The organism is Desulfovibrio sp., from assembly GCF_034006445.1.
Taxonomy (GTDB): domain Bacteria; phylum Desulfobacterota; class Desulfovibrionia; order Desulfovibrionales; family Desulfovibrionaceae; genus Desulfovibrio.
In genome coordinates this window covers 305,710-332,197 of record NZ_JAVESS010000001.1, presented here as the reverse complement: position 1 = coordinate 332,197, position 26,488 = coordinate 305,710, and the positions used below count along the sequence as shown (strand labels likewise).

General features: G+C 59.3%; 23 protein-coding genes. 10 read left to right on the top strand and 13 right to left on the bottom strand.

Going from position 1 to position 26,488, the window contains the following annotated elements:
* The first annotated feature begins 13 nt into the window (after positions 1 to 13).
* The 3 genes from RBR41_RS01390 to RBR41_RS01380 all read left to right on the top strand — a co-directional run bounded on the left by RBR41_RS01390 (position 14) and on the right by RBR41_RS01380 (position 1,597).
* A complete protein-coding gene (locus tag RBR41_RS01390) occupies positions 14 to 457 on the top strand; it encodes a PTS sugar transporter subunit IIA (protein WP_320350395.1) in 444 nt (147 codons plus the stop codon).
* A gap of 3 nt (positions 458 to 460) precedes the next feature.
* Positions 461 to 919 carry a PTS sugar transporter subunit IIB gene (locus tag RBR41_RS01385; RefSeq protein WP_291301326.1) on the top strand — a complete coding sequence of 153 codons (459 nt, stop codon included), beginning with the start codon at positions 461 to 463 and terminating at the stop codon, positions 917 to 919.
* A 201-nt stretch (positions 920 to 1,120) separates the two neighbouring features.
* A complete protein-coding gene (locus RBR41_RS01380) occupies positions 1,121 to 1,597 on the top strand; it encodes a hypothetical protein (protein WP_320350391.1) in 477 nt (158 codons plus the stop codon).
* A 307-nt stretch (positions 1,598 to 1,904) separates the two neighbouring features.
* Here the strand turns inward: RBR41_RS01380 and RBR41_RS01375 are convergent, their stop codons facing one another.
* From RBR41_RS01375 to ybgF, 4 genes are all read right to left on the bottom strand, one after another.
* A complete protein-coding gene (locus RBR41_RS01375; RefSeq protein ID WP_320350390.1) occupies positions 1,905 to 2,822 on the bottom strand; it encodes a manganese-dependent inorganic pyrophosphatase in 918 nt (305 codons plus the stop codon).
* A gap of 186 nt (positions 2,823 to 3,008) precedes the next feature.
* Positions 3,009 to 3,992, bottom strand: a complete 984-nt coding sequence (locus RBR41_RS01370; RefSeq protein ID WP_413785122.1) for a tyrosine recombinase XerC — start codon at positions 3,990 to 3,992, stop codon at positions 3,009 to 3,011.
* A 287-nt stretch (positions 3,993 to 4,279) separates the two neighbouring features.
* Positions 4,280 to 5,623, bottom strand: a complete 1,344-nt coding sequence (gene dprA, locus RBR41_RS01365; RefSeq protein WP_320350388.1) for a DNA-processing protein DprA — start codon at positions 5,621 to 5,623, stop codon at positions 4,280 to 4,282.
* Positions 5,624 to 5,625: 2 nt separating this feature from the next.
* The gene (gene ybgF / locus RBR41_RS01360; RefSeq protein WP_320350386.1) at positions 5,626 to 7,215 is read right to left on the bottom strand and encodes a tol-pal system protein YbgF; all 1,590 of its coding nucleotides are present in this window, start codon (positions 7,213 to 7,215) and stop codon (positions 5,626 to 5,628) included.
* A 196-nt stretch (positions 7,216 to 7,411) separates the two neighbouring features.
* Between ybgF and RBR41_RS01355 the strand changes: the two genes are divergently transcribed.
* Positions 7,412 to 8,548 (top strand): hypothetical protein, encoded by a 1,137-nt coding sequence (locus RBR41_RS01355; protein WP_320350384.1) that lies wholly within the window; start codon positions 7,412 to 7,414, stop codon positions 8,546 to 8,548.
* A gap of 378 nt (positions 8,549 to 8,926) precedes the next feature.
* Here RBR41_RS01355 and RBR41_RS01350 read toward each other — a convergent pair whose 3' ends face one another.
* Both RBR41_RS01350 and RBR41_RS01345 read right to left on the bottom strand, forming a co-directional pair.
* Entirely contained in the window at positions 8,927 to 10,261 is a 1,335-nt protein-coding gene (locus RBR41_RS01350) for a glycosyltransferase (protein WP_320350382.1), read from the bottom strand.
* 16 nt (positions 10,262 to 10,277) lie between these two features.
* On the bottom strand, positions 10,278 to 11,555 hold the full coding sequence (locus RBR41_RS01345) for a glycosyltransferase family 9 protein (protein WP_320350380.1): 1,278 nt from the start codon (positions 11,553 to 11,555) through the stop codon (positions 10,278 to 10,280).
* A 217-nt stretch (positions 11,556 to 11,772) separates the two neighbouring features.
* On the opposite strand from RBR41_RS01345, the gene RBR41_RS01340 reads away from it, so the two are divergent.
* The 5 genes from RBR41_RS01340 (at position 11,773) to tilS (ending at position 16,383) form a co-directional block, all read left to right on the top strand.
* On the top strand, positions 11,773 to 12,477 hold the full coding sequence (locus tag RBR41_RS01340) for a bifunctional precorrin-2 dehydrogenase/sirohydrochlorin ferrochelatase (RefSeq protein WP_320350379.1): 705 nt from the start codon (positions 11,773 to 11,775) through the stop codon (positions 12,475 to 12,477).
* Complete coding sequence (locus RBR41_RS01335) at positions 12,464 to 13,291, top strand: inner membrane protein YpjD (protein ID WP_320350378.1); 828 nt, start codon at positions 12,464 to 12,466, stop codon at positions 13,289 to 13,291. Before RBR41_RS01340 ends, RBR41_RS01335 begins: the two co-directional genes overlap by 14 nt.
* 13 nt (positions 13,292 to 13,304) lie before the next feature.
* On the top strand, positions 13,305 to 14,597 hold the full coding sequence (hemA, locus tag RBR41_RS01330) for a glutamyl-tRNA reductase (RefSeq protein WP_320350377.1): 1,293 nt from the start codon (positions 13,305 to 13,307) through the stop codon (positions 14,595 to 14,597).
* A complete protein-coding gene (locus RBR41_RS01325) occupies positions 14,597 to 14,932 on the top strand; it encodes a hypothetical protein (RefSeq protein ID WP_179979304.1) in 336 nt (111 codons plus the stop codon). Before hemA ends, RBR41_RS01325 begins: the two co-directional genes overlap by 1 nt.
* Positions 14,933 to 15,276: 344 nt before the next feature.
* Positions 15,277 to 16,383: a tRNA lysidine(34) synthetase TilS gene (gene tilS, locus RBR41_RS01320; protein ID WP_320350374.1), complete on the top strand. Its 1,107-nt coding sequence runs from the start codon at positions 15,277 to 15,279 to the stop codon at positions 16,381 to 16,383.
* Between the two features lie 343 nt (positions 16,384 to 16,726).
* Here tilS and dxs read toward each other — a convergent pair whose 3' ends face one another.
* The 7 genes from dxs to ispG form a co-directional block, all read right to left on the bottom strand.
* Complete coding sequence (gene dxs / locus RBR41_RS01315; protein WP_413785121.1) at positions 16,727 to 18,715, bottom strand: 1-deoxy-D-xylulose-5-phosphate synthase; 1,989 nt, start codon at positions 18,713 to 18,715, stop codon at positions 16,727 to 16,729.
* A 25-nt stretch (positions 18,716 to 18,740) separates the two neighbouring features.
* Positions 18,741 to 19,634 carry a farnesyl diphosphate synthase gene (locus RBR41_RS01310; protein WP_320350373.1) on the bottom strand — a complete coding sequence of 298 codons (894 nt, stop codon included), beginning with the start codon at positions 19,632 to 19,634 and terminating at the stop codon, positions 18,741 to 18,743.
* Between the two features lie 15 nt (positions 19,635 to 19,649).
* A complete protein-coding gene (xseB, locus tag RBR41_RS01305; protein ID WP_320350371.1) occupies positions 19,650 to 19,934 on the bottom strand; it encodes an exodeoxyribonuclease VII small subunit in 285 nt (94 codons plus the stop codon).
* Positions 19,935 to 20,119: 185 nt separating this feature from the next.
* The gene (locus RBR41_RS01300) at positions 20,120 to 21,067 is read right to left on the bottom strand and encodes a M23 family metallopeptidase (protein WP_320350370.1); all 948 of its coding nucleotides are present in this window, start codon (positions 21,065 to 21,067) and stop codon (positions 20,120 to 20,122) included.
* Positions 21,068 to 21,138: 71 nt separating this feature from the next.
* The gene (gene xseA / locus RBR41_RS01295; protein WP_320350369.1) at positions 21,139 to 22,617 is read right to left on the bottom strand and encodes an exodeoxyribonuclease VII large subunit; all 1,479 of its coding nucleotides are present in this window, start codon (positions 22,615 to 22,617) and stop codon (positions 21,139 to 21,141) included.
* A gap of 144 nt (positions 22,618 to 22,761) precedes the next feature.
* Positions 22,762 to 24,486, bottom strand: a complete 1,725-nt coding sequence (locus RBR41_RS01290) for a proline--tRNA ligase (RefSeq protein WP_320350368.1) — start codon at positions 24,484 to 24,486, stop codon at positions 22,762 to 22,764.
* Positions 24,486 to 25,556 carry a flavodoxin-dependent (E)-4-hydroxy-3-methylbut-2-enyl-diphosphate synthase gene (gene ispG / locus RBR41_RS01285; RefSeq protein ID WP_320350366.1) on the bottom strand — a complete coding sequence of 357 codons (1,071 nt, stop codon included), beginning with the start codon at positions 25,554 to 25,556 and terminating at the stop codon, positions 24,486 to 24,488. The genes RBR41_RS01290 and ispG overlap by 1 nt, the downstream gene beginning before the upstream one ends.
* Before the next feature lie 228 nt (positions 25,557 to 25,784).
* Here ispG and RBR41_RS01280 point away from each other — a divergent pair, with 228 nt between their 5' ends.
* Complete coding sequence (locus RBR41_RS01280) at positions 25,785 to 26,486, top strand: FlgO family outer membrane protein (protein WP_320350364.1); 702 nt, start codon at positions 25,785 to 25,787, stop codon at positions 26,484 to 26,486.
* Positions 26,487 to 26,488: the final 2 nt, after the last annotated feature.

The following is a 26,488-nucleotide window of genomic DNA, read 5'->3' as shown; positions in this document are numbered from 1 at the left end:
CGAGAGGAGTGCCATGACGGAAGACAGCAAGAAGACACAGGTAGGGATTATTATTGTCTCGCATGCCGACTATGGTTCTGCCATGCTGCGCACGGCCGAATTCATCCTTGGCCCGCAAAGCGACTGTAGCTCCATCAGTGTGGACATTGCCCATGAAGTTTCTGAAACGGTACGCCGCCTTACCGATGCCGCGCAGCGGCTGGACAAGGGCGCGGGGGTCATTATTCTTACCGACATGTTTGGCGGCACGCCCACAAACCTCGCCCTTGCACTGCTCGCCACCCACAAGGTGGAAGTGGTGACGGGCGCAAACCTGCCCATGCTGCTCAAGGTCTTTTCCGCGCGCGAAAAAAACCTGGAAGAGCTGGCGCAGCTTGCTGGCGAGGCGGGCTCCAAAGGCATCGTTGTCGCAGGAAACATGCTGCGCAATAAAGCACGGGCCAAAAACGACGGCTAACCTATGTGGTTTCGTGTGGACAATCGCCTGGTGCATGGGCAAGTCATTGAAGCGTGGTTGCCCTATACCGGCGCCAGGCATCTGATTGTCGCCAATGACGAACTGGCGGCAGACGCGTTGCGGCAGCAGATAATCGAGCTTGCCGTGCCGCAGCGCATCCTCACGCACTTCATCCCTGTACACGATCTGGCCATAACGCTGGACGCATGCGGCGAAGACTGTTTTGTGCTCTTTGGGAATTGTCAGGACGCGCGTCGCGCGAGCAATGCGGGCATAATTATGGAAACGCTCAATATCGGCAACCTGCATTACGGCCCTGAAAAAATGCAAATCCTTCCTCATGTGGCGCTATCCGCCGAAGACAGGGAAGATTTGCGCTCCATCCAGCAGCATCTGGTGCTTCTTGATTTTCGCAGCGTCCCCACAGAAACCGTAAGGGGTCCCCATGAGCAGCTTATATGAGATGATGGCAACCGGGGCGCCTTACGCTTTTTTTTTGCCCTGGCTGGCGCGGCCCGCTCATCCTGCATTATCGGCATTGTTGACCGTCCCATCTGCCTTGCGCTCATAGCCGGGGCCGTCACTTCCGACTGGAGCCTAGCCCTGCCTCTGGGCATTATTTTTGAACTTCTGTGGCTGGACGCCCTTGAACTGGGCAGTGTTGTGCCACCCTACGGCAGCCTGAGCTTTTTACTGCTTTTTCCCATCTGCAGGCACTTTGACCTTGTGGAACCGGGCCGCCTGCTCATCCCCCTCATCCTTTGCATGCTGGCGGCATACGCGGCGGCCTATGGCGAGCATCGTCAACGCATCAGCCAAAACCCCATGGTTGACAAGGTGGAGGCCTGGTGCGCGGGCAAACCCAAGGGCCTCGCCCCCGGCACGGCACTACTGCTGTCTTCCCTGTACAGGAGCCTGTGGCAGATAGTCCTTTACTGCCTCTGCTTCATCCTGATCTTCAGTCTTGTTGACACCCTGCACAACAGGCAAGCCCTGCCCACCCTGCGAACCGTTACGTGGTCAGCCCTTTACGTGGCCGCCCTTATGGGAGCGGTGCTTTCCCTGCGCACACGCCAGGCCTATGCAGTTCTTACGGGCAGCCTTGGCGTGCTGGCCATGCTTCTCTGGATCGACAGCTAACGCACTACAACTTTAAAATGCCTTGTGGGGGAGGGCCCCTTTTGCAAAAGGGTCGCCTCCCCCACGCCCCCACCCCCTAAAACTCTTAACGAATTTTCTGATCTGAAGTGAGGCCTTTGAAGACAACACCTTTCAGACTGTATACCATGCAAAGTTCATTGGCTCTCATGGCAAATGCGTATGCTATCTCCTTTAGAATGAATGTATACTCCCCGGCCACTTGCCCACACATTCCACCTGATGGCCATAAAGCAAAAACCCCGGCGCGCAGGCACCGGGGTTTTTAGTTGCTACAGACAGTCAGCGCTTACTTGAAAGCCTTTTCAAAGTTGGGCACAACCTGCTTTTTGCGGCTCATGACGCCGGGCAGCCACACGGTGGAGCCTTCGGCCTTGACGCCAAAAGCTTTTTCCACCACTGAGGGGTCGTCGGAGACGATGAGCATTTCCGAGCCTTCTTTCATGATGTCGGTCAGCAGCAGGAAGACGCTGTGGCGGCCTTCAGCCTTGACCTTTTCAATTTCTGCCTGCAGGCCGGCCTTCACGGGCTCAAGGATGGAAAGGTCAACCACTTCAAGCTGGCCAATGCCGACCTTGTTGCCGTTCATGTCAAAATCTTTGTAGTCACGGAAGACAAGGTCTTTCATGGGGGTGCCGTCAACAGCGCTCTTGACCTTGAACATTTCCATGCCCAGAGCCACCACATCGCTCACGCCCGCGATCTTGGCCAGTTCTTCAACGGCCTTTTTATCAGCAGGGGTACAGGTGGGGGACTTGAAGATAACCGTGTCGGACAGGATAGCGCACAGCATCGCGCCAGCAAGGTTCTTGGGAATTTCGATGCCGTAGAAGTCATACATGTTCTTGAGAACGGTGTTGGTGCAGCCCACGGGCCAGATCCAGGCTTCCAGCGGCGAAGAAGTGGTCACGTCACCAAGCTTGTGGTGGTCGACAATGCCGAGCACAGTGGCGGAATCCATGCCCTTGGGGGCCTGGGCCAGATCGGAGTAGTCAACCAGATAAACATCCTTGCCAGCCACGTCGGCGACAACCTGAGGAGCAGCGATGCCGAACTTCTTCAGCACAAATTCGGTTTCGGGAGTGGGCGCGCCCTGGGCAACCGGGGTGACGTCCATACCGCGCTTGCTGTACAGATCAGCGGCGACAATGGCGGAAACAATGCTATCGGTATCAGGATTCATGTGACCAAGAACTAATGCAGACATGACTGTCTCTCCTTCCGGTATGGTTCAGGTATGCGGTTCAATTTGACCGATTTGTACTCTTTAGCACAAAGTACTGCCCCTGCCAAGCGCCTCATGGAAATTTTCCTGACTACGGCACACCACGAGGCACAAAGTTTTTTTCATAACACGCTTGATTTACAGTTAAAAAATAAGCTCGTGATTTTTTTATTTTTTCAAGGCCCTTGGATGCGCATGGTCATAGGTTTGCATCAGGCTTTCCAGGCTCACCTGCGTATACCGCTGTGTTGTCGTAAGGCGCTGATGTCCAAGCAATTCCTGAACACTGCGCAGGTCTGCCCCAGCCTCCAGCAGATGGGTGGCAAAGGAGTGACGCAAACTGTGCGGCGACACGGTAAAGGTCAGTCCCGCGCGCTGACACAGGCGTTCCACAATACGCGCGGCTTCCCTCCTGTTAAGACGGCCCCCCCGCGTGCCCACAAACACTGCCGGTTCTTCCGGCAGCGCCAACAGCGGGCGCTCTTCAAGCCAGCGCTTCAGGCTTTCGTGTGACGTGTCCGAAAGCGGCGCAAGCCTTTCATTTGAGCCCTTGCCCATGATACGCAACACACGCGAACTCAGTTGTACGTCGTCCACATCCAGGCCCAGAGCTTCGGATATGCGCAACCCTGAGCCGTACAGCAGTTCAGCCAGAGCCAGGTCGCGGCATAGAATTCGCTCTTCTTCCGCACTGCCGGAAACAGGCCCGCCACCGCCAGCCGGCCCCTTGGTACTGTCCAGCAGGGCAAAAGTTTCATCCACATTGAGTGTGCGTGGGTGACGTTTTTCCTGGCGGGGATTACGCACCAGTGCGGCCACGTTTTCCGTGACTCTACCACCCCGCTGCTGAAACCGAAAGAAAGATCGTGCTGCCGCCAGTTTGCGCGCCATGGAGCTTTTGGCGTCCCCCTTGCGAAACAGCCAGGCCAGAAAAGACTGGATATGGCGGCGCGTCACGGTTTGTGGCTGCCCCAGGCTGACCCCCTGGCCGCGCAAAAACTCCGCCAGTTGTCCAAGATCAACCGCATAGGCTTTTTGCGTTGCCTCGGAGGCCCCTTTTTGCACAGCCATCCAGGTCAGAAATGCCTCAATAAAAAGTGGGCTGCGGTCAACCACGGCGGCCTTTGCACCACCTGCATCCACGCCGGACACATCCTTGCCTGTATCCTTGTCACCCGTATCCACTCCGGACACATCCGCGCCAGACGCATTCATGCCAGACGCATCCACACGAGACGCATCCATGCCTGACGTTTTTGCCTTTTTCACTGTGGCTGCCGCGTTGCGCGCAGTTCGCCCGGCGGGCCTGCCCCGCCCTGCCGCCGAAGGGCCCCCTGGCTGACCCGTGGCCCCGCCTTCAGCAGGGAGCGTCATTTGCCCCTGAACAGGCACAGCACTGGCACGGTGCGCGCCCTTGGTGTTTTTTGCGTTCTTTACCGTCATACTCCGGCCTCATACCGGGCTCCCGGCAGTCTGCGCACCTGCCCAAGCATCTCAAGCCCCACAAGCATGGCATTCATCTCTGACACCGGCATGGCAAGGGTGCAGGCCAGATCATCAGCCTGCATGGGGCCTTTCTGGCGCAGGCAGTCCAGCAGAAGCGCCCTGCGCTCCGAGGGCGCAAGCTGTTCGGCGGCGTCCAACGGGGGCAGATCCTGCTGTAAAGGCTGGTCGTCAGCCTTTATGGCTTCGTCCTTCTGTGTACTTACGTCTGTGCGCACGCGGCGACTGTCCGTGGCGGCCTCGCCCGTGCCCGCGATCTCTCTTTTGATCACGGCCTCTCTTTTGATCACGGCCTGGTCAGCGCCGTCATCCTGATCCTGCACGGATTTTTCCTCTTCGCTCAGGCTTGCCTGACTGATGCCATACGGCCGAAGCTGATCCGCCAGATCGCGCAACACGTCCTCGGCGCTGAACACAGGGCGCGCACCCTGCCGTACCAGATCCTGACAGCCCAGGCAGTGCGAATCCAGCGCCGGGCCGGGCACTGCGTAAACCTCACGGTTTTGCTCCAGTGCCAGGCGGGCTGTAATGAGGCTGCCGGAACGGCTGGCGGCTTCCACCACCAGAACGCCAAGGGCAAGACCGCTGATAATTCGGTTGCGCACAGGGAAATGTTCGGGCAAGGGCAGCGCCCCGGGCATAAATTCTGAAATCAGCAGACCATGCTCCCGCATGGCGTCAAAAACGCCCCTGTTTCCCCGTGGGTACATGACGTCAATGCCTGTGCCGAGTACGCCAATACTGCGTCCGATGCGGGCCAGAGCTGCCTCATGGGCCACCCTGTCAATGCCCAGCGCCATACCCGATACAATAGTCACCCCGCAGGACGACAGACACCGGGCCATATGGGCCGCCACGGTTCTGCCGTGTTCCGTAGATCGACGCGAACCCACGATGGCAAAAGCCGGAGCCTGCAAGAGCGACATTTCTCCCTGGCAGTACAGCAATACGGGAGCGTCCGGCAGTTGCCGCAGCGGGGCCGGGTACAGGGGGTCTGTCCATAACAGGATAGCGGCGTCAATGTCGCGCACGCTGTCCCACTCCTGCCGAGCCGTAACGCGCCATGAGCCGGTGGCCATTTCGGCCGACTGCTTCTGGGTAAGCCCTGCTTCACGCCAGCGCTGCCGGGACTGTACCGCGGCGTAGGCTGAACCGAACGTACGCAAAAGCCGCGCGCATGATCGGGCCCCAAGCCCGGTGCAGTGCCGCAGAGCCAGGCTGGCCCAGTATTCGGTACGGGCCTCTTCGCCCATTTCGGCCCAGGACAGCCCTTGGGACATGACTAGCGGGCCAGTCCGCGTGACCGGGCGATCCGGGCGGCCTCGGAGTTGGGGAAGCGCGCCAGCAACTGTTTGTATGCCTCGGCGGCCGCCGTCTTGTCGCCAAGACGGCTCAGGCACATGCCGGTTTTAAGCAGGGCATCGGCATTTTTGTGGTGCTGCGGATAGGATGCGTCAACCTTGCGGAACTGGTTCAGCGCTTCCTGATAGTTGCCCTGCGCATACAAACCCTCGCCAATCCAGTATTCGGCATTGGCCGCATACACGCCCTGCGGGTATTCCTGAAGGAAGCCTTCGAACCGGGTTATGCCCTCGGCAGAGCGCCCGGACGTCATGAATTTAAGGGCCGCATCATAGGCAGCTTTTTCATTCTTCGCAGGCTTGGCGACTTGCTGTGTGGCGGCTTGGGGCGCGGCAGCGGCAGAAGGCGAAGATTTTGCCGGGGCCGTCGGAGCAGTCTGGGCAGCAGGAGCAGCCGCCCGTACTGCGGGAGCGGATGTGACCGTTGGCGTGGCAGCACCTGCTGCTTCCACAGGGGGCAGGCCGGGATATTCCGGCGGCAAAGCTAGCTCTGAAGGTGGCAAGGAGGGCACGGGAACTGCCGCATTGCCACCTGCCGGAGCGCCCTTGCCAGAGCTGGCGGGGCTGGCGGGCACGGTGGGCTGATTCGTCCCTTGGCTTGCAAAATTTGTCGGACTGACAGCAGGCGGCACCACGGGTTCCGGGGCTGCCACAGGCGGCAGGCCCACACTAGGCGTTCCCGCCCCACTGGCAGGCTGAGAAGTTTTATTTGATGTGCCGACCTGCCCATGAGGGCCAGCCGTGGCGGCCTTACCCTGAGAAGGATTGGCAGCGGCAGGACTGGCAGCGGCAGGGCTGGCGACGGCAGGGCTGGCGACGGCTCCATTTGCAGTCACCGAAGTAGAGGTGGAGTCCTGGGGAAAAGAACGTGGCGGAGCCGCAGGATCGATAACCCGCCCCTTGGGGCCGCTGGCAGTTTCAGGCGCAACGGCGGCGGGCGGTGTTTCCTTGCCCTTGGCGGCGGGCGTTTTTTCACTCGTCTTTGCGGAAGAAGGCGCTGGTTCTGCCGCCAGGGGGGCTGCGCCGGAAGATCCTGCCGAAGCTGCGACTGGCGGGACTGTGACTGGCGGGGCTGCCTGGGCCGCCGGGGCTGCGACTGGCGGAGCAGTCACGACCGAGGGGCCGTTATGTCCCAGCGCCACATCCGGCGGACGTTGGCCAGCCGGTTCAGAGGCCGGGGCCGCGCCTGTCGCGCCAGGGGAGTCCGACGATGCGCCCGCTGCCGCCGACGGCACCGGCTTCACCGGGGCAGGTGGCAGGATGGGAACGACAGTCATGCTGGTCTTCTGGCCGCCACGGGTGCGCACTTCAAATGTTCTGTTTTTGAGCTGGGCCACCTGGCTGTCCAGAGTGGCCACGCTCTGCTCCAGAGCATTCAAACGCTGATCGGTTTCGCGCAGGGTCTTCTGGTTGGCCGTTTCTTTACCTTCCACATGGCGCAGTTGCGCTGTTGAAGCGCAACCCGTGGACAAAAGCACGCAAGCCAGAGGTACAGCAAAAAGTTTATTCATAACGTCTCCCGCAATAATTTTGCCCCAAGCCCGGGCATATATCAAGAACCCTTGCGGCCCCGGCTTTTTTAAGGCAAATACAGGCTTGAACGCATTTTATCGACCATAGCGTACTTTCCCAAGCCAGCGCAAGATTATAAGGAGCAACCATGAGTGTTTCTGTTCTGAAGCCACGCCCTGCCACAGGCGGCGCCCGATGAACTTTCTTCAGGATGTATTGGTTCAGCTATCCGCATGGATGGAGCTGCCGCGTCAATGGATGCAGACCTGCCCCTTTATGCAGACAGGCCTTGATTCCCTGTGCGTAACCCTGGCTCTGGCCGCCTTGCTGGCCTTTGCGGGACTTGGCTTCATATCGGCCACTGCACGGATATTGTCCATAACCCGCAAGCGCTCCTCCTATGATAAATGCGCGCGCCAACTGGCCCAACTGGCAATGGTTCTGGGCTGGGTTCTGCTGGTGGCAGGGCGCGTATGGCTGTTTTTCGCTCAGGGTTCCTACACCCCCGACTCCCTGCCCGACTTCATGGTGGAACTGAGCTGGATTATGCTGGGGATTGCCGTACTGGTCAGCAGCCTTTACTTCGCCTTATGGAAATTTCTTGTGAAGGTTCCGATCCTGCATGTGGTCATGGGCATGATCAGCAGCGTGCAAGGCTGCATCGCCGTGGTTGTCGCCCTGAGTTCCGCCCGCATGATAAACGCCTATACCAGCCCTGACGCCACCTCCATTACCCTGGGCGACATTTTCTTTCCCGGCTGGCTTTCGCCTTTCTGGCGCTCCTTATACTGGACCCTGCCCCTGATTCTGGCCATGGCGGCAGCCAGCGGCGCCATGTGGCTGACCCTGCGCCGCCAGCGCGACGATTTCGGACGCGACCACTACAATACCATGGTGCCCTGGTGCGCCGTATGGGCCCGCAATGCCTGGGCCGTCTTCTGGCTGATCTTTCTTGCTTCGACAGTGGCTGAAATACAGCAGGCATGGCAGGGCGGCGTTTTCACCACTGAAAATGCCCTGCGCGAAAGCGCCAAGGTGCTGGTGTGGCTTGTTCCCCTGATCCTGTGGACAGTTGTGGCCCGCAGCGCCGCGCCCATGCGCCACAAGTTCACCCTGCTGGTGGCCCTGATCATGGCCGTGGCCTTCATGCTGCCCTATTATTCTCAGGCCACAAGCCTGTCATCTCCAGCACCCCGGACGCTCCAGGAAATGATTATCGCCCCTCTGGAGGAAAGAGAATTGCCACCCTCGCCGCAAACAGCACCACAAACTGCGCCCGAAGCGGACCAACAGGCAAAACCCCAACCCGCTCCGCAAAAAAGCCCCGAATAGCTGACGCCTGTTGCCACGCCCGCGCCCGGTTCTCACCTTTTCTGACCGGGTCTGACTGGCCCTCACCGGACATGGCTGGTTCTGGCCAATAACGGGGACGGTTTTGCAGCACGGCGTGACACCACACAGCCTTTTCTGCTTTCACACAAAAAAACCCGCCTTGCGCGGGTTTTTTTGTGTGAAGGCCAGAGCAGCAACTTTTGAGTCAGATACATCATACCAAGAGTTTTAGGGGGTGGGGGCGTGGGGGAGGAGACCCTTTTGCAAAAGGGTCCCTCCCCCACAGAGCCTTTCTCCCCTACAAAATATCCCTCCCTCACAGGGCCTTTCTCCACTACAAAGCATCCCTCCCCCACAAACATTTCAAACCATAATTACTTATTTTGCGTACTGCTTGCGCCATTCGTCCAGGAACAGCAAGCAGGTTTCGATTTCATCAAGCACGCCGGATCGTGCTCTCAGTGCTGCGGCAACATGGTCAAAATCCGCATGGGGGCCAAGCCCCAGGCGCTCCACTGTGCTGGCCATGGCAGAGTTCAGTTCCGCCGACAGTTCCGGCGTCAATCCCTTGGGCAATGGCAGCTCCGGGGAGCCGGATGCGGCATTTTGCCCGTCCGCGTTTTCGTGCGCGTGTGCTCCGTTCCCGCCATCGGCCCAGGGGCCAAGACGCTCGGCCATATAATCCAGCAGGCGCTGCATGCGCTGCTGATAGGTGTGCTCACGCAACACCCGTTGTTGCGCCCTTGCGGCATATGCGCTCCGCGCTTCGGGATGCGCGAGAAAATAGTCAAGCTTGGCATACAGCTCTTCAGTGGTGGAAAAGGTCGCCAGTTCATCGGGGGCAAAAAGGTCAGCCAGCAAACTGCGTTGGTCCACAAGCTGAAAAGCGTTCATGGCTGCCAGTTCGAAGGTGCGCGGATTGACAAAATCGCCCTGACTTACAAGCTCTGTGGTATGCAGGCTGGAATGCAGATTGAGGTTCACCTTGGTGGCATTATAGATTTTTACGCTTTCCTCTTCCCCGATGCGTGCGCCGCCTCGCTGCACATGCGCGGCCAGCAGATTTTCGCCTTCCCAGTCAGAACCCCAGATTTTGAAATTGCGGCCCAGCAAGGGCCTGAAGGCCAACCGCCGATTGGGATAGCCAGCACCCAAAAACCCGATATCCGCGCCATACTCCCGCTGTTCTTCAGGGCTGAGAGCCACTGGCTTATGAAAATCCGGATGCGCGGCCATGGGCAGATAGAGCGCGTTGGTCTGACCTGTCTCGGCCAGCATATCAAGGAAAGGCTGCTTCTGGATAACGCCAAAGGCATCATACAGGGGGGCGTAGGCGCGCCAGTATTGAAAAATCTCATGGTCTTCGACAAACCACATGGCCGTGCGCACCCCTGCCCGCCGCAAGCGCTGGAGAAGGCTGCGCCCCATGGGAGCCTGGGCCATGGCCAGAACCAGATGCGGCTCCTGCGCCTGCACCTGCGCCCATATGGCCTGGGCCACAACCTGAAGAAAGGAATTCTCCAGTTGCGCGGTCTGGGCCGGAGGCAGCTCAAGCCCCTGCAGTCCCGTAAAAGCCGGATACATGAGTGGAGCCTCGAAAGTCCGCACGCTGTGCCCCATCTCTTCCAGGGCGCGTGCGCAGTACCTGCCTATGGGCAAGGAACCGCCATACATCGGCAAAACCACAAGAATTCTCAGAGGGGCAAAGGTCATGAACATATTCTCCACATCAGCAGTATCTGCCGGGCGGCAGCATCCAATCCGTATCACGGCACAACCATTCGTCAAACAGCCAGGCATGACCAGAATTGGCCTCCCCAGAAATAGTCATGCCCTCAGCGTCGTCTGCTGACGACACAAAGGGCACATTCAGATATGAGGCCAGAAATTCCCGCACCTGTGCACGTCTGGCCGCATGCCTGTCGGTCCCGGCCACAAGATGCAGCACTGTGCCAAGAGAATCCACGCGGCTGCGCCACAGCTGCAAACCTTCGGGCAAAGTCGCCCGTTCCGTTCCTTCGGTCAGGGCCAGCGTCAAGGAGCGCAGCAGGGCCTGACTGCGAAAAGGCTCAAGACAGGCCGTGTCATATGGGCATGGGGCCGATTCCAGACACGGGGCGCAATGCCGTTCGGCCTGCCAGACAAAATGCCCCGGCCCGTACGGCCCTGTTTCATGCGCAAAGGCTGAAGACAGAAAAAAGGCCAGAACAGGCACGCCAAGGCGCGCGGCCAGGTGCATGCTGCCCGTATCCGGCGTTATCAGGGCGTCCAGCCCGCTGACCGCGTCAACAAGGCCCGGCCAGTCGGTTTTGCCGCTGAGGTCTTCCACCCTGTCGAGCATCTTGGACGGCAACAGCCGTTGCAGTTTGCGCGCCACGTTTTTTTCCGCACTGGAGCCAAGCAGGCGCACTTTTGGCCCACCCATGGAGGAAAAAGCCGTGCGCACCACGTCAGCCAGCAGGGGCGCAGGCAAAGAACGGCGGGATTCGCGTCCGGCCAGCACCACGCCTATCCCCTGCCCGCCAGGGGCGGCCACGGGATTAACCTCGGCTGGCGGCAAAGGGTCATGGGCGAAATGGCCCCAAAAATCCACAAGATTCAGCGATGAAAGCACGCGCTGGCCGCTCAACTTAAAGGCCATCCTGGCCCACGGGGAGCGCCATATGCCTTCGGCAGCAGGCCTGTAGCCCACAACAGTCTCTGGCGCGAACATACGGCACAGAGCCGCCGTCAGGCCGGAAAAATTGCAATTGTATACGGCAGTGAACTCCATGCCGCGCCAGCCTGCCAGAACCCGGATATTTTTTTCCAGAATTTCATGTTCCTGACAGCCGTGCAAAGCAAGACCGTGCACTGTGGCAAACGGGTAGATCTGGCGCGCAAGGGCAGACAGGCCAGCATCAACAGCCAGATGCACCTGGCCACGCCGCGCAAGGGTGCGCAGCAAGCGCCCGGTTTGCACCACATCGCCAAAGCGTGCCGCCTGAATGACCAAAAATGTCGCCATGCCCCTTCCTGATTTTGCGATTTGTCGCCCGATTTGTCGCCGGGCTGCCCCTGCAGTGAACAGCGGCATTGCCGCGCCCGCAGCCAAAATCAATCAATATGGGGAAGGTACGGCAATAGGCGAACGGAAGCAAGCGCGGGGGACTTTGCAAAAACCGCCAGCTTCTGTACAATACGGTATTCCGTATATTTGCAGCATGACGCACACCGGACCCCCTATGGAAACTTTCGCGCCAAAACCTCCCATGTATCCGCTCTTTCTCAGCCTCAACGGGCTGGATTGCCTGCTGGTCGGACTGGGACAGGTCGGGCAGCGAAAACTGTCTGGCCTTCTGGCCTGCGATCCGGCATTGGTTCTGGTGCTGGAGCGCAACGATCCGCCAGCGCACGACGCTGCCCTGCAAGATATGCTGCGGGATGAGCGTGTACGCTTTGAGCGCCGAACCTGCACGGCGGACGACATACGCGGTAAAACCCTGGTGTTTGCCGCCACAGGCGATGCGGATGAAAACCGGCGCATTGCGGCCATGTGCCGCAGCCTGGGCGTACTGTGCAACTGCGCCAGCACGCCGGAAGAAGGAAATTTTCAGGTTCCTGCTGTGGCCCGTTGCGCTCCCCTTGCCGCGGCCCTGTCCACAGGCGGCGCAAGCCCTGCCCTGGCCAGGCGCTGGAAAGACGAACTGGCTCAATGGCTGGCCCCCCGTGCCCGCATGGCGACCCTTATGGGCAGGTTGCGTCCTCTGGTTCTTGCCTTGGGCGTCGAGACAGGGCAGAATACGCAGTTGTTCCGAAGTTTGGCAGTCTCCCCGCTTCAGCAGTGGCTTGAAGCCGGTGATATTGAGAGCTGCCGACAGTGCCTGCTGGCGGAACTGCCAGCGGAATTGCACGTTCATATAGCGGAGTTACTTTATGATCTCCCCTGAGTTTTCAACCGGCGTCACCCTGCTGCTCTATGGGCTGGCAAGCGTGTCCGGCATTGCGGGCATGATGGCGCGCAGCCCTTTCTGGCGGCGTACCTGCTGTTACCTTGCCGCCGCTGGCTTCATTTTTCAGACCATCGGCCTGGCCATGGGCTTTCACAAGTCATTGCCGGACGGATTGAGCCTTGGCGCCTATCTGCAGCTTATGGCCTGGTTTGTGGTCCTGTGCGGCCTTGCCGCCTGGAGCAAGTTCAAGCAGGAGGCCTCTCTTATTTTTGCCTCGCCGCTGGGGCTCATGCTCTTTGCCATGTCCGCGCCCTATCTTCAGGCTGTGGTTCAGGTGCCGCCCTACCTCAAAGCGCCCTTTTATGCCCTGCATATAGCTTCGCTCTTTCTCAGTCTTGCCCTCATGGCCCTGGCTTTTGCGGCCGGATCCCTTTTTCTTTTTCTTGAGGGCCGCATCAAGAGCAAGCAGTACATGAAGGGCTTCTGGCAGGACATGCCCGCCCTTGCCATGCTTGACAAAATCAACGCCTTTGCCACCATTGTGGCCTATCCCCTGTATACGCTCGGCATCGTTTCCGGCCTCATATGGGCCAAGCCTGTTTTTGGAGCCACGGTGACGGGCGATCCCAAGGAAGTCATCAGCATTGTTATCTGGCTGCTGTTTTCCGTGCTGTTCAACAACAGGCTTACCAAGGGCTGGCGCGGCCGCAAACCCGCACAGCTGGCTGTTTTCATTTTTATACTGTGTCTTTTTTCAATCATTGTGGTGAATACCTTAATGGAAACGCACCACGCATTCATCCGGCGCTGACTCGGGCATAATTATGGACTGTGATATCTTTCTTGTGGGCCTGAATCACCGCACCGCCGGAGTGGACGTGCGCGAACGCTTCGCCCTGGCCAACCATTGCGATGAGGAACACTGGGCATTGCCATGTATCGGCGCAGTGAGCGAAAGCGTCATACTTTCTACCTGTAACCGTGTGGAAATCCTGGCTGCTGGCACCGGCGACATGGCCGAACAGATACTGTGCAGCTGGGCCAAGGCCAGAGGAACTGACGTTGAGGACCTCCGGCCCTACGTCTATGTGCATAAAAACCTTGAAGCCGTCCGGCATCTGTTTTCAGTGGCGTCGAGCCTGGATTCGATGGTGCTTGGCGAGCCGCAGATCCTCGGCCAGCTGAAAACCGCCTACCGCAAGGCCGTCAAAAGCCGCGCCACCGGAGTCATACTCAACAGGCTGCTGCACAAGGCTTTTTCCGTGGCCAAGAGGGTACGTACTGAAACGGCGGTGGCTTCCAGCGCGGTTTCCATCAGCTACGCCGCCGTGGAGCTTGCCAAACGCATCTTTGGCGACATGCGGGAACACAAGGCCATGCTGGTGGGCGCGGGTGAAATGGCGGAACTGGCTGCCATGCATCTGCTTCAGTCGGGCATTAACGAGATCCTTGTGGCCAACCGCACCCACGCCCGAGGGCAGGAACTGGCCAAGCAGTTCAATGGCCGCGCCATCCCCTTTGAGCAGATGCCCCACTACCTGCTTGATGTGGACATCATCATCACCTCGACGGGTTCGCAGGAGCCCATCATCCGCGCGCGCGACATCCGCGTTGCGCTCAAGGCCCGTAAAAACAGGCCCATGTTCTTCATCGACATCGCGGTACCCCGCGACATCGACCCTGACGTCAACGGCCTGGACAATGTTTATCTTTACGACATCGACGATCTCAGGGAAGTGGTGGAAGAAAACCTGGCCACCCGCCGCGATGAGGCGGCCAAGGCTACGGAAATCGTCAATGAGGAAGTGGCGTATTTTTCAAAATGGCTCGCCAGCCTGGATATGCAGCCCACCATTGTTGACCTCATCAAAAAAAGCCAGGCCATTGCCGAAGAAGAACTGGCCAAGACCCTCAAACGCCTTGGCCCGGTGGACGACAACACCCGCAACGCACTGGAGGCCATGGCCAGCTCCCTGGTGCGCAAACTTAATCACGATCCCATCATGTTTCTGAAACACGGCGGCATGTCGCAGGAGGGCAATGGCCCGCGCATCAGCGTTATGCGACGCATATTCAACCTTGACAAAACAGGCTGTATTTATTCGGAGGAAAACTGATGCGCTGGTATGGCATTGATGACCTCACGCCCGAAGAAATTGCCAAGATAACCGCCACGCTCAAGGATATGGAGCTTGAATCCGGTATGGACGGCCTCTATTGGCTGCCCGCTCCTGTGGAAATGCTTTCCCCTGTTCAGAAAGAACATGTCAAAAGCTGCGGCCCGCACGTTTTTGGCCTTGAAGTTGAAGAAGACTCCCTGCGTATGGAACTGCTCGTAAGAGCCAAGAACCGCATGCGGTGCGATTGCGTGCATTATGCCGGCCCCGAACTGCGCGCCAGCATGATCGCCTGGTTGGAGCAGATGCTGACAGACCTTGGCATCACCACCTGAGGAAACGCTGATGTATACCGTTTGGCGGACTTGTTTCACTTTTTTGAAACAGTCGAAGAGTCCACTCCTGCTTGAAAAAAGATCGCGCCTTGCCAAACGAAACAACTGCGCGTTTCCAAGAGGCTCTTTAGTCAGTGCTTCCCTAATACCGGCTTGCGCGTCGTTCCAAACCGTTCATGCCCTACCGGAGCCTGTGAATCCTCCCGTGTGGCGCGCGCCATCTGTACCTTCGCGCAGCACACTTTGTCAGACCAGCTCTGCGCCGCCCGTTCCGGCAGGGCAATAAGTCAATCACACCGCCGCGCACCCGCTCAGACCGTTGCGGCCCGCAACCGGGGCACAGCATGAACCAGATACCAAGCCTGCAAAGCCTTCCCCGCGCCTCCGCGCTCCTTTGTCTTGAAGTCGAGCGCTTCTGCCTGCGCCAGCTAGCCCTGCCAAAGGGGGCAAGCCTTGTGCTGGCCGTTTCAGGCGGGGCCGATTCCACGGCGCTGGCTCTTGTGCTCTCCCTTCTGGCTCCGCGCCTGGACTTGCGCCTTTCAGCCCTGAGCATCAACCACGGCCTGCGCCCCGAAGCCGAACTGGATGCGGCCCATGCGCATGCTGTCTGTCAGGCCCTTGGCATGCCCTGCACCCTGCGCACGGTGGATGTGAAGGGCTTTGCGGCCAGCCACCATATGGGCGAGGAAGAAGCCGGGCGCGCCATGCGCTACGCGCTGCTGGAAGAAGAACGCATAGCCCGGAACGCGCATTTTATCGCCCTGGGGCATCACCGCCAGGATCTCAGTGAGGACATCATCCTGCGGCTTGTCCGTGGTGCGGGCTGGCCCTCGCTTGGCGGCATGCCCGCCAGAGACGACGCGCGCTGTCTGCTGCGGCCGCTGCTGGCCTGCGACCCTGATGCTCTCAAACAGCTTCTGCGGCACTGCGACCTTGACTGGCGTGACGATGCCAGCAACCAAAGCCTGGACTACCGGCGCAACAGGCTACGACTTCAGGCCCTGCCCCTGCTGCGGGTCGAAAACCCTGCCCTGGATCGCACCCTCGGCCACATGTGGCAATTGGCCAACCTGGACAGGGACTACTGGGAAAAGACCCTGGACGACGCCCTTGCCGCCCATCCCTGGCAGGAAACGACGACTGTTCAACAGGACGGCCTGTCAGCCCTTACCGCATTGACATTGCCCCGTGCTCTCTTACGCCCCCTGCACCCGGCGGCCCGCCTGCGGCTATACATGCGGGCGCTGCAACACGTCTGCTCCGGCAACAAGGCAATGGGCGCCACAGGCGCGCCCGCGTCGCCGCCATCAACGTCCGCCCAGGCCAGGTCAAGCACCCTGCTGGCCATGGACGAAGCCCTTACGCAGGGGCGCGGCAACACACGCTTTCAATTGCCCGGCGGCATAGTGGCGCACCTCAAGGGTGGCAGTATTACTTTTAGCCGTTTCTGATAAATATTTTGTGGGGGAGGGACCCTTTTGCAAAAGGGTCGCCTCCCCCACGCCCCCACCCCCTAAAACCTTTATCGTAAGCAGCATGCGCGTAAAAAAGGGAAAAGAAGCCATTCACGACTTCTTTTCCCTGTAATCCTGTTCATACTCCGGCATTTTCAGCCAGAGCAAAGGGAGGTCAAAATTGCTTTAGGAGGCGCTGATTAAAGAGCCTCTTGGAAACGCGCAGTTGTTTCGTTTGGCAAGGCGCGCTCTTTTTTCAAGCAGGAGTGGACTCTTCCGTCCTCGACTGTTTCAAAAAAAGTGAAGCAACGCCGCCAAACGGGATAAATCAGCGTTTCCTTTATTTCTGCTTCGCCAGATCAATGATGGCCTGAGCAATATTCTTGGTGCGCAGCCCCACAAGCTCGCGCAGGCGCAACTGGCTGCCATGCTCCACAAAGCTGTCGGGCAGCCCCAGCCGCTTGATCCGCTGGCCACGCATGAGCCCTTTGTCCACATAAAATTCCAGCACAGCCGATGCAAAACCACCGGCCAGCACGCCCTCTTCCACAAAAAGAATACGGTCAAAGCGGTTTGCAATGGTGGCAAGCTGTTCCTGCGGCAAGGGTTTGAGCCATATGGGGTCAAAAACCAGAGGCCGAAAGCCAAGAGCCTCTTCAACCTGCGCCGCAGCCTCAAGGGCGGGATGAGCGCGGCTGCCCGCTGCAATGATGGCAATGCCTTCGCCGTCCTGCAGCACCTCTCCCCTGCCGGGGGTCAGCAGGCGCGGCAGCCCGTCCAGGGGAACGCCAAAACCCGCGCCTCTGGGATACCGCAAGGCACAGGGGCCGTCGTGGTTGAGCGAGGTAAAAAGACAGTGGCGCAGCATATCTTCATCACGGGGCGCCAGCAGGCTTATTTGAGGGATATGCCGCAAATAGGCGATGTCAAAGGCTCCGTGGTGTGTGGCCCCGTCTTCGCCCACAAGACCGGCACGATCCACGCACAGGGTAACGGGCAGGTTCTGGATACAGACGTCGTGCACCACCTGATCATAAGAGCGCTGAAGAAAGGTGGAATAAATGGCCAACGCCGGACGGTACCCCTGGCTGGCAAGACCAGCGGCAAAGGTTACAGCGTGCTGCTCGCAAATGCCCACATCCACAAAGCGATCGGGGAACCGCTCCCTGAAGCTGTCCGTGCCGGTGCCTTCCGGCATGGCAGCCGTAATGGCGATGATTCTTTTATCTTTTTCAGCCAGTTCTATCAGCGTTTTGCTGAAGATTCCGGTAAAAGACGGCACCTTGGCCGTTGAGGGTACGGGCTCGCCTGTTTCAGGCGTAAACAGCCCGACGCCATGATAGAGGGTCGGATTTTTTTCCGCAGGGGCATAGCCCTTGCCTTTTTGCGTGCGCACATGCAGCAGCACGGGGCCGTCCTCGACAGCCGCCGCCATTTGCAGATGACGGCGCAGGCTTGTGAGGTCATGCCCGTCAACCGGGCCAATGTAATTGAAACGAAAAGCCTCAAACAGCATGCCAGGCGTAAAGAACGACTTGAAACTCCCCTCGCCCCGCAGGGCATACAAGGCCAGTTTCTGACCTATGCGCGGGATGGAGCGCAGGAAGTTGAGCACTTCCTTACGGGCCTGTCGCACCCAGCGCCGGGACATGGTACGGCTTAAAAACAGTGAAAGCGCGCCTACATTGGGTGAAATGGACATTTCATTGTCATTGAGCACCACAATGAGTCGCCGCCCCATATGCCCGGCCAGATTAAGCCCTTCAAAAGCTTCGCCTGCAGTCAGTGAGCCGTCGCCAATAACGGCCAGCACATGGTGCTTGAGGCCCGAAAGGTCACGGGCCAGGGCCATGCCAAGGGCGGCGGAAATGGATGTTGAGGAGTGCCCGACGCCAAAGTGGTCATAAGGACTTTCGGCCATGCGCGGGAAGCCTGAAATGCCGCCGAAGGTGCGCAGGGTGTCAAACTGATGCGCCCGCCCCGTGAGCAGTTTGTGCGCATAGGCCTGATGGCCCACATCCCACACGAGCTTGTCTTTTTCAATATTAAACGTGGAAAGGAGCGCAAGTGTCAGTTCCACAACCCCCAGCGAAGGGGCGAGGTGACCGCCGTTGCGCGAAACCACATCAATAATGCGCTGCCGCACTTCTCCGGCCAGTTGCTGCAGTTGGGCTTCGCTCATGCTCCCCAACTGCGAAGGACGCTCAATACTGTCCAAAAGCGAACCGTGCGGTTCTGCCTGCGGCGAATTATGGGAAAGACCCCGCCCGGCATGACCTGCTTCAGCCACATTTACCCCCTGCTTATTCCCAGAGAAGTCGATCGGCATTGCTGTTTTTTGCGCATCAAGCATATCAGGCCGCCCTGTTGACCGTGTATTCGGCCAAAGCACGTAAAAATTCCGCTTCCTGCCCGCTGAAGGAGGCCAAAGCAGCCTTGGCGGTCTCGGCCTGCTCCTGCGCAAGCGCCCGGCTTGCATCGAGTCCCAGCAAGGCGGGATAGGTTTTTTTGCCCTGGGCCACATCACTGCCCGCAGGCTTGCCAAGCGTGGCAGTGTCCGCCACCACATCAAGAATATCATCAGCTATCTGAAAGGCAACACCCAGGGACGCGCCATAGGAACCAATGGCCGCAAGATCCCCGTCTGAAGCCCCGGCCAGCATGGCCCCGCACACGCAGGAGGCCCGAAGCAGCGCGCCTGTCTTCATGGCGTGTATGCCGCGCAATTCCTCAAGCGAGATCTCGGCCTTGCCGGTAAATATCATGTCCCATTCCTGCCCGCCCACCATGCCGGACGAGCCAGCGGCCAGGGCCAGTTCGCCCACGGCACGCAAAACACGGGGAGGAGCCACGGGACTGCGGCACATCAGCAAAAAGGCATCGGTAAGCAGACCGTCACCGGCAAGAATGGCGGTGGGTTCGTCAAAAGCCTTGTGGTTTGAGGGCTTGCCGCGTCGTAAATCATCATTGTCCATGGCGGGAAGGTCGTCATGCACGAGCGAATAGGTGTGCACCATCTCGATGGCCGAAGCAAAAGGCAGAGCATCCTGAATGGGCAGCCCACATAGGGCCGCAGTGCTCAGGCAGAGTACGGGGCGCAGGCGCTTGCCCCCGGCCTGAAGGCTGTACTGCATCGAATCCCTGAGGCGTGGCGGTATGGGCCGACCGTCAAAAGCGACCGCAAGACAGGTCTCCACCATGTGCCCACGTTCACGCAAAAGTTCCTTCATCCGGGATACTGGCATCATCACCTGTCAAGCCTCCTACGCTTCTTCGGCTTCTTCAGCTTCATCGTCGGGGTACGAACCGGGCGCTTCCCCTCCCTGGACGCCCTGACCTGTCATGGGCCGGGCCTGACCGTCCTGCCAGACCTCCAGTTCGTGTCGCGCCTTGTCGAGCTGCTGCCGACAGTACCGCGCACATCCCGCGCCTTCTTTATACAGGGCCATGCCTTTTTCCAGAGGCAAGTCTCCGGATTCCAGCGCGGCGACAATTTCCTGAAGGCGGGCCAGTTTTTTTTCAAAAAGATTATCGGTCTTGGCGCTCATACAGTCTACTTTCCCTTTTGAGGGGCTTGTGGGGGCTGGTCACGGCAGTGGAGCAATCTACCTTTCAAACTGCTCTGACGGCTGCGTGAGCAGACGTTTGCTACGGAGGCGTAAGCGCAGTTTGGCTGCGCGGTTAAACGCCGAAACAAGCGCGCTTTAAACTCTGAGAATGTATATTCTCAAAGTTACTCTGCTCTGGGGGCGACCCCGCCATTGGCACGAGGGGCCTGAAGAAGCGGCTGCGGATCCACCGACACGCCCTGCACCAGAAGCGAGAGGTGCAAATGTGGCCCTGTGACGCGGCCCGTGGCCCCCACAAGACCTATGACCTCGCCCTTGCGCACCATCTGGTCCTTTGCGACCAGAATTTTGGACATATGCAGGTATGCCGTAAAGACCCCTTCGCCGTGATTGATGTACACCACATTGCCCGAGAAGTACAAATCACCCGTCAGGGCCACCCTGCCATCCGCGCAGGCCACAATGGGCGTTCCCTCTGTGCCGCGCAGGTCCAGTCCACGGTGCAAACCGCGCGGTTGGCCGTTGAATACCCGCTTGAGGCCGAAAAGGCTCGAAACGTCACCGGGAACGGGCCGATCAAAAGGCAGCGTCCAGAGACGTTCGGGCAAGTATGCGGCAAGGGTTTTGCGCACAAGCTCCCTGTCGGCCTTGATGCGCTCCATTTGCGCCGCTGGCGGATCAACATACTTTTTGTCCACAGTGAGCTTCTGAACCGGGCGCTCTTTATCATACACGCCAATGCCAAGTGTCGCCGCCTGCTGGTCAGCAGCAGGCTTTTTGCTGCCTACATGGCCTGCAATGGGGGTCACCGAGAGTGTGAACTCATTTTCCTTGGCATCAAGAGGCACAGGCAGCAGCATGACGGCCTGCCATTTTTGCGGCCCGCCGGGAGCCTGCGCGGCGGCAACGGCCGTGGCGGCGTAACTCTTGCCCATCCACTTGAAGTTGAAGGCCGTCACAGGTTCTTCACTGACAGCCAGAGCCACGAAAGCGTCGCCTCTGGCCACTGTGGCGGGTGCTTCAAGCTTTACTTGAGGGGCGGCAAAAGCAGAAATATTCCCAAGCGGATACAAGAGCAGCAATGAGAAAAAAGCCAGAATCAACACCGGCATGAAGGCCGACCTCTGCACGGATTCTGTCGCACGTCTGTCCTGACGTCGTGGTATAGTATGCAACCGCTGTATCATGATTCCTCCACATTGCGACTTTGGCGGCGTCGCACGCCGTTCACCACGGCAGACAGGCTGCCGTCGGCCAGACGCACTTCTATACTGGTTCCGGAAGGAACCTGATCAACCGAGCGCACAAGGCCCTCAGGCGTGCTGACCAGAGCATAGCCCCGCGTGAGCGGCATCAGGGGATCGCGCGCCTCAAGAGCCATGGTCAGGGTTTCAAGGCGCCGCAACTGCTCTGTGACATAGCCCCGAGCCGTGCTTTGCCAGTGCTGTATGCCGTGTTGCAGCGCCCGCTCCTTGTCGGCCACAAGTCGCGGCAAAGCCGCATGCAGCCGGGCGGCAAGCTGTTCCAGCCGCGCATCAAGGGTATCCAATTTTTCTGTACCAAGGGCGCTGCGCAGGGCACGTTCCAGAAAATCGGCTTTCCGCGCCTTGTCATCCAGCCAGTACCGACCAGAGCGCACCAACCCCGCCTCCAGGCTGGCAAGGCGTTCATAAAGGCGTTCGTGGTGACGCTGCGGCGAAAACCAGGACAAGGCTTTTTCGCATTCGCGCAGGGCCTGCCCTGCCCCTTCAAGACGGCGCTCCATGGCGCGGCGCAGGGCTGCCCAGGTTTCATCCACACGCTGGTGCAGTTCCATCCGCAAAGGCCAGAGCAACTGGGCCGCGTGGCTTGGCGTTGCCGCGCGCATGTCGGCAGTCATGTCCGCCAGGGTAACGTCCACCTCATGCCCAATGCCAGCCAGAACGGGCAGGCGGGACTCAAATATGGCCTGGGCCACAGACTCTTCATTGAAGGCCCACAGGTCTTCCAGAGAGCCGCCGCCGCGCACGAGCACGATGGCCTGCGCCCAATCCTGGGCATTGGCCTCGGCCAGCGCCCGCACAATGGCCGGAGCGGCCTCCGCCCCCTGCACCAGAGCCGGAAACAGGCGGATGCGCGAACCGCTGCCGCGTGTGCGCGCCAGTTCAAGAAAATCGTGAATGGCCGCTCCAGTAGGAGATGTGATGAGCGCGATGCGTTGCGGATCACGAGGGAGCGGGCGCTTGCGCTGGCTGCTGAAATACCCCAGGGCCGCCAGCTTGCGCTTGCTTTCTTCAAATGCCAGGGCCAGCAGCCCCTCGCCCGCAGGCTGTACCAGTTCCACGGCAAGCTGATATTGCCCGCGTGGAGCGTATACGCTGATGCGCCCCGCGCAAAGCACGTCCAGGCCATTACGCAAAAGTTCAAGAGGGGACGGCCTTGGTTTGTCGAAAACCTCGCCCGTAAGCGGATCAAAGGGCTGATCAGCCTGCCGCTGCATGTGCCGGAACCAGACGCACTGCAACTGCGCATCCTGATCTTTGAGGCTGAAATAGACATGCCCGGAACCGGGGCGGGAAAAATTGGTCACCTCGCCCCGCACCCAGACAAAGGGAAAGCGCCCCTCAAGGCTCTTGCGCAATTGCTCCGTAAGCTCGCGGACTGTCAGTATGGTTTCCTGCATGGTACCCCGTGGCCCCTTGCGCGGCGAAGAAAAGAAAGCGGCTCACTGACGAACTGCGCCATGAGCCGCCCGTACACTGCGATGTGGCTGCCCGGCACGGTTTCAGAAAAACCGCATCAGGCAGCCACAGTAAAGCACAAATGCCTAGCGGCTGGCCCAACCCTGCCGGACTTTTTCAATCCAGGCGGTAAAATCCTGCTCAAGGCTGTCAACGGAAAGCTCGCCCTTTTCGCCCGTACGGCGGTCTTTGCACTCAACGATGCCACGGGCAAGACCCTTGCCGCCAACCACAAGCTGCGCGGGGATGCCAAGCAGGTCGGCGTCCTTGAACTTGACGCCGGGGCGCTCTTCGCGGTCATCCATCAGCACTTCCACGCCCATGCCCTGCAACAGGGCATATATTTCTTCAACCTTTGCATTAACTTCTTCACTGCGGGGATCCAGGTTGAGCAACATGCACTCAAAAGGAGCCACCGGCGGGGGAAAGACAATGCCATGCTCGTCGTGATTCTGCTCAATGGCGGCAGCGGCCACGCGGGACACGCCGATGCCATAGCAGCCCATGATCATGATCTGCTCCTTGCCGTTTTCGTCCAGGAACACGGCATGCATGGCTTGGCTATACTTCAGGCCCAACATGAAGATGTGCCCCACCTCGATGCCCCTGGTCAGCTCCATGCGACCACCGCAGCGCGGGCACTGGTCTTCGGGGGTGATGGTGCGCAAGTCGCCCCAGGCGATCACAGAGGCATCACGCTTGAGGTCAATATGCCTGATATGGGCATCGGCCGCGTTGGCTCCAACCACATAGTCCGTGCCGCCCTGAAGCTCAGCGTCGGCATAAACGGGCACGCCGAGCCCCACAGGGCCGGCAAAGCCGACGGGCGCGCCTGTTACCGCCTGCACTGTAGCAGCGTCGGCCAGTTCCACTTCCTGCGCCTTCATCAGATTCTTGAGCTTGATGTCGTTCACTTCACGGTCACCGCGCACCAGCACGGCCACAGTCTGGCCGTCAACCTTGAACAGCATGGTTTTGGCAATACTGCTTGCGGGCACGTCAAGCATGGCAGCCACTTCTTCCACGCTGTGTGCTCCGGGCGTGGCGACGATTTCCTTGTCCGGGCAGGCTGCGGTGGCAGGCTGGCCCTTCCAGACGACTTCCGCTCTTTCCACGTTGGCGGCATACTCGCAGTCATGACAGAACGCGATGGTGTCTTCGCCAGTATCGGCCAGCACCGTGAATTCATGGGAGAAGTTACCGCCGATGGAGCCTGTGTCCGCCTCAACAGCGCGGAAGCGCAAGCCCAGGCGCCTGAAGACGCGCATATAGGCGTCGTACATGGCCTTGTAGCTTTTTTCCGCGCCCTCGGTGGTGGCGTCAAAGGAATAGCCGTCCTTCATGACAAATTCGCGCCCGCGCATGAGCCCGAAACGGGGGCGTATTTCGTCGCGAAACTTGGTCTGTATCTGGTACAGACGCACAGGCAGCTGGCGGTAGGAGCGCACCTCGCCGCGCACAAGGTCGGTAATGACTTCTTCATGCGTGGGGCCGAGGCAATACTCGCGCTCATTGCGGTCTTTGAAGCGCAGAAGCTCCTTGCCGTAATGCTCCCAGCGGCCTGTTTCTTTCCACAGGTCGGCGGGCTGCACCATGGGCATGAGCAGTTCACGAAAATCGGCCTTTTCCATTTCTTCACGCACGATGCGGCCGATTTTTTCTATGACCCTCAAGCCAAGGGGCAGGTAGATATACAGCCCCGATGTAAGCCGACGAACCATGCCCGCCCGCAACAAAAGCTTGTGGCTGACCACTTCCGCATCGGCCGGGGATTCCTTGAGTGTGGGAATATAGCAGGAGCTGAAGCGCATTAGATGTTTTCCTTTTCGTTAAGCAGTGATTGCAGTTCTTCCATAAACGCAGCCAGCAGGGCTTCCTGCCCCTTGACGGAGCGAACGATCTCGCCCTTGCGGAAAATAATGCCCTTGTCGCGCCCTCCGGCCACGCCCAGATCGGCCTCGCGGGCCTCACCGGGGCCATTGACCACGCAGCCCATAACCGCCACCTTTACATCGGCGGTGGAGGTTGCCAATCGATCTTCAACCGCGCGCGCCAGTGAAAAAAGGTCAATTTCTGTCCGTCCGCAGGTCGGGCAGGAAATGATTTCCGGCCCACGCGAGCGCAGACCAAGGGCGCGCAGAATCTCCCAGGCCACGGTGACCTCTTCGGCGGGATCGGCCGTGAGGGACACGCGCAGCGTGTCGCCAATGCCTTCGTGCAGCAATATGCCCAGCCCCACTGCGGATTTGACAGTGCCGCGCATGAGGCCCCCGGCTTCGGTAATGCCGATATGGGCGGGATAATCACAGGCCTCGGCAAGCAGGCGGTAGGCCGTGATGGTGTCCATCACGGATGAGGACTTGAGGGAAATCTTGGTATCGTAAAATCCGCGCGCTTCCAGCAGGCGCACATGCCCTAGGGCGCTTTCCACCAGAGCTTCGGGGCAGGGGCCGCCGTACTTGCGCAACAGGTCTTTTTCCACGGAACCTGAATTGACGCCCACGCGAATGACCGCGCCATGCGCCTTGGCCGCATCAACCACACTGTCCACATGGGCCTTGGGGCCTATGTTGCCGGGGTTGATGCGCAGGCCCTCAAAGCCCGCCTCCAAAGCGCCCATGGCAAGACGGTGATCAAAATGGATGTCGGCAATGAGGGGCAGGGATGTGCCTGCGCGAATGGCAGGCAGCGCCGCCACGGCGGCTTCATCGGGCACAGCCAGACGCACCACCTCGCAGCCCCGTTCCGCCAGCCTGGCTATCTGCGCCAGCGTGGCCTCGGGGTCGCGGGTGTCTGTGTTGGTCATGCTTTGAACCACAACGGGCGCGCCCCCGCCTACAGTCACGTTGCCGAGGCGTATGGCCCTGGTGCATTTGCGCATGCCTTTTCTCCAATAAAAAACCTGGCGACACTGTGTCGCCATATCCTGTTAATGGCGTCTTGTATGCTATTTCCGGCCGCAAGCCAAGCATGAAGCCAATTATGCCGCTGGAACATGTTTTGCATGTTTTTAGAAAAAAACAGACTCGATCTGATGCCTGTTTTATCCCGGCACTGAAGTTTATCGCGCAGGGGCCGATAAGTACAACAGAACACTATTGAGGTTGCCATGCACAACTTGTTACGCCTTATCCTTATTTGTACCCTTGCGCTGTCCTTGATGCCGGGCTGCTCTAAAGCTCCGGCTACTGCCAATGATCCTGGCTACATAGATGCCGTTGAACTGAAACTGAAATTTCGCGAACTGACGGATCAGATGCTTGCCACCATGCCCAATGACGCCCTGCAAGGGGTCGTGGCCATGCCCACATCCTTTGTGGACGAAAACAACACGTCACGCAGTTCACCTCTGGGTAGACTTATGGGCGAAGCCATGTTTTACGAGTTCAACCAGCGCGGCTTTCCCGCGCGCGAATACCGCCTGACCGGCAATATCGCCGTAGTGGGCGGCCGCGACGATCTGGCCCTCATTGAAAACGCCGTCATCCCGGCCGGGCAAAAATGGGCTGCCCTGGTCGTGGGTACCTATTATGTGGACAAGGACGCCACCTTCGTCAACGCGCGTCTGGTTCGCGCCACGGACGGTCTGGTCATGCGCACGGGGCAGCTTGTGCTTGTGAACACCCCCATTGTGGCCCGCATGGGCAAAACTGACCCCCCTGCCGTCAAGCCCGCGCCCGCGCAGTCCGGCAGTTCAAGTGTGGCCTCAGCGTCAAAAACCTCCGGCCAGCGTGGCGGTTTGTACCCTTCGCTCTACACCCCGGCCAGCTCCATCACCAGCGGCAGCATTAACATCAAACAGGGCAAATAATG

Bases quoted from the DNA above. Each gene is read 5' to 3' on its own strand.
- xseA (WP_320350369.1), bottom strand. From the start codon at position 22,617: ATGCAGGAAACCATACTGACAGTCCGCGAGCTTACGGAGCAATTGCGC.
- RBR41_RS01350 (WP_320350382.1), bottom strand. From the start codon at position 10,261: ATGACCTTTGCCCCTCTGAGAATTCTTGTGGTTTTGCCGATGTATGGC.
- RBR41_RS01300 (WP_320350370.1), bottom strand. From the start codon at position 21,067: ATGCCGGTGTTGATTCTGGCTTTTTTCTCATTGCTGCTCTTGTATCCG.
- RBR41_RS01280 (WP_320350364.1), top strand. From the start codon at position 25,785: ATGCACAACTTGTTACGCCTTATCCTTATTTGTACCCTTGCGCTGTCC.
- tilS (WP_320350374.1), top strand. From the start codon at position 15,277: ATGAACCAGATACCAAGCCTGCAAAGCCTTCCCCGCGCCTCCGCGCTC.
- RBR41_RS01325 (WP_179979304.1), top strand. From the start codon at position 14,597: ATGCGCTGGTATGGCATTGATGACCTCACGCCCGAAGAAATTGCCAAG.
- ybgF (WP_320350386.1), bottom strand. From the start codon at position 7,215: ATGAATAAACTTTTTGCTGTACCTCTGGCTTGCGTGCTTTTGTCCACG.
- RBR41_RS01290 (WP_320350368.1), bottom strand. From the start codon at position 24,486: ATGCGCTTCAGCTCCTGCTATATTCCCACACTCAAGGAATCCCCGGCC.
- RBR41_RS01340 (WP_320350379.1), top strand. From the start codon at position 11,773: ATGGAAACTTTCGCGCCAAAACCTCCCATGTATCCGCTCTTTCTCAGC.
- ispG (WP_320350366.1), bottom strand. From the start codon at position 25,556: ATGCGCAAATGCACCAGGGCCATACGCCTCGGCAACGTGACTGTAGGC.
- xseB (WP_320350371.1), bottom strand. From the start codon at position 19,934: ATGAGCGCCAAGACCGATAATCTTTTTGAAAAAAAACTGGCCCGCCTT.
- RBR41_RS01390 (WP_320350395.1), top strand. From the start codon at position 14: ATGACGGAAGACAGCAAGAAGACACAGGTAGGGATTATTATTGTCTCG.
- dprA (WP_320350388.1), bottom strand. From the start codon at position 5,623: ATGTCCCAAGGGCTGTCCTGGGCCGAAATGGGCGAAGAGGCCCGTACC.
- dxs (WP_413785121.1), bottom strand. From the start codon at position 18,715: ATGCCGATCGACTTCTCTGGGAATAAGCAGGGGGTAAATGTGGCTGAA.
- RBR41_RS01345 (WP_320350380.1), bottom strand. From the start codon at position 11,555: ATGGCGACATTTTTGGTCATTCAGGCGGCACGCTTTGGCGATGTGGTG.
- hemA (WP_320350377.1), top strand. From the start codon at position 13,305: ATGGACTGTGATATCTTTCTTGTGGGCCTGAATCACCGCACCGCCGGA.
- RBR41_RS01335 (WP_320350378.1), top strand. From the start codon at position 12,464: ATGATCTCCCCTGAGTTTTCAACCGGCGTCACCCTGCTGCTCTATGGG.
- RBR41_RS01375 (WP_320350390.1), bottom strand. From the start codon at position 2,822: ATGTCTGCATTAGTTCTTGGTCACATGAATCCTGATACCGATAGCATT.
- RBR41_RS01355 (WP_320350384.1), top strand. From the start codon at position 7,412: ATGAACTTTCTTCAGGATGTATTGGTTCAGCTATCCGCATGGATGGAG.
- RBR41_RS01310 (WP_320350373.1), bottom strand. From the start codon at position 19,634: ATGATGCCAGTATCCCGGATGAAGGAACTTTTGCGTGAACGTGGGCAC.
- RBR41_RS01385 (WP_291301326.1), top strand. From the start codon at position 461: ATGTGGTTTCGTGTGGACAATCGCCTGGTGCATGGGCAAGTCATTGAA.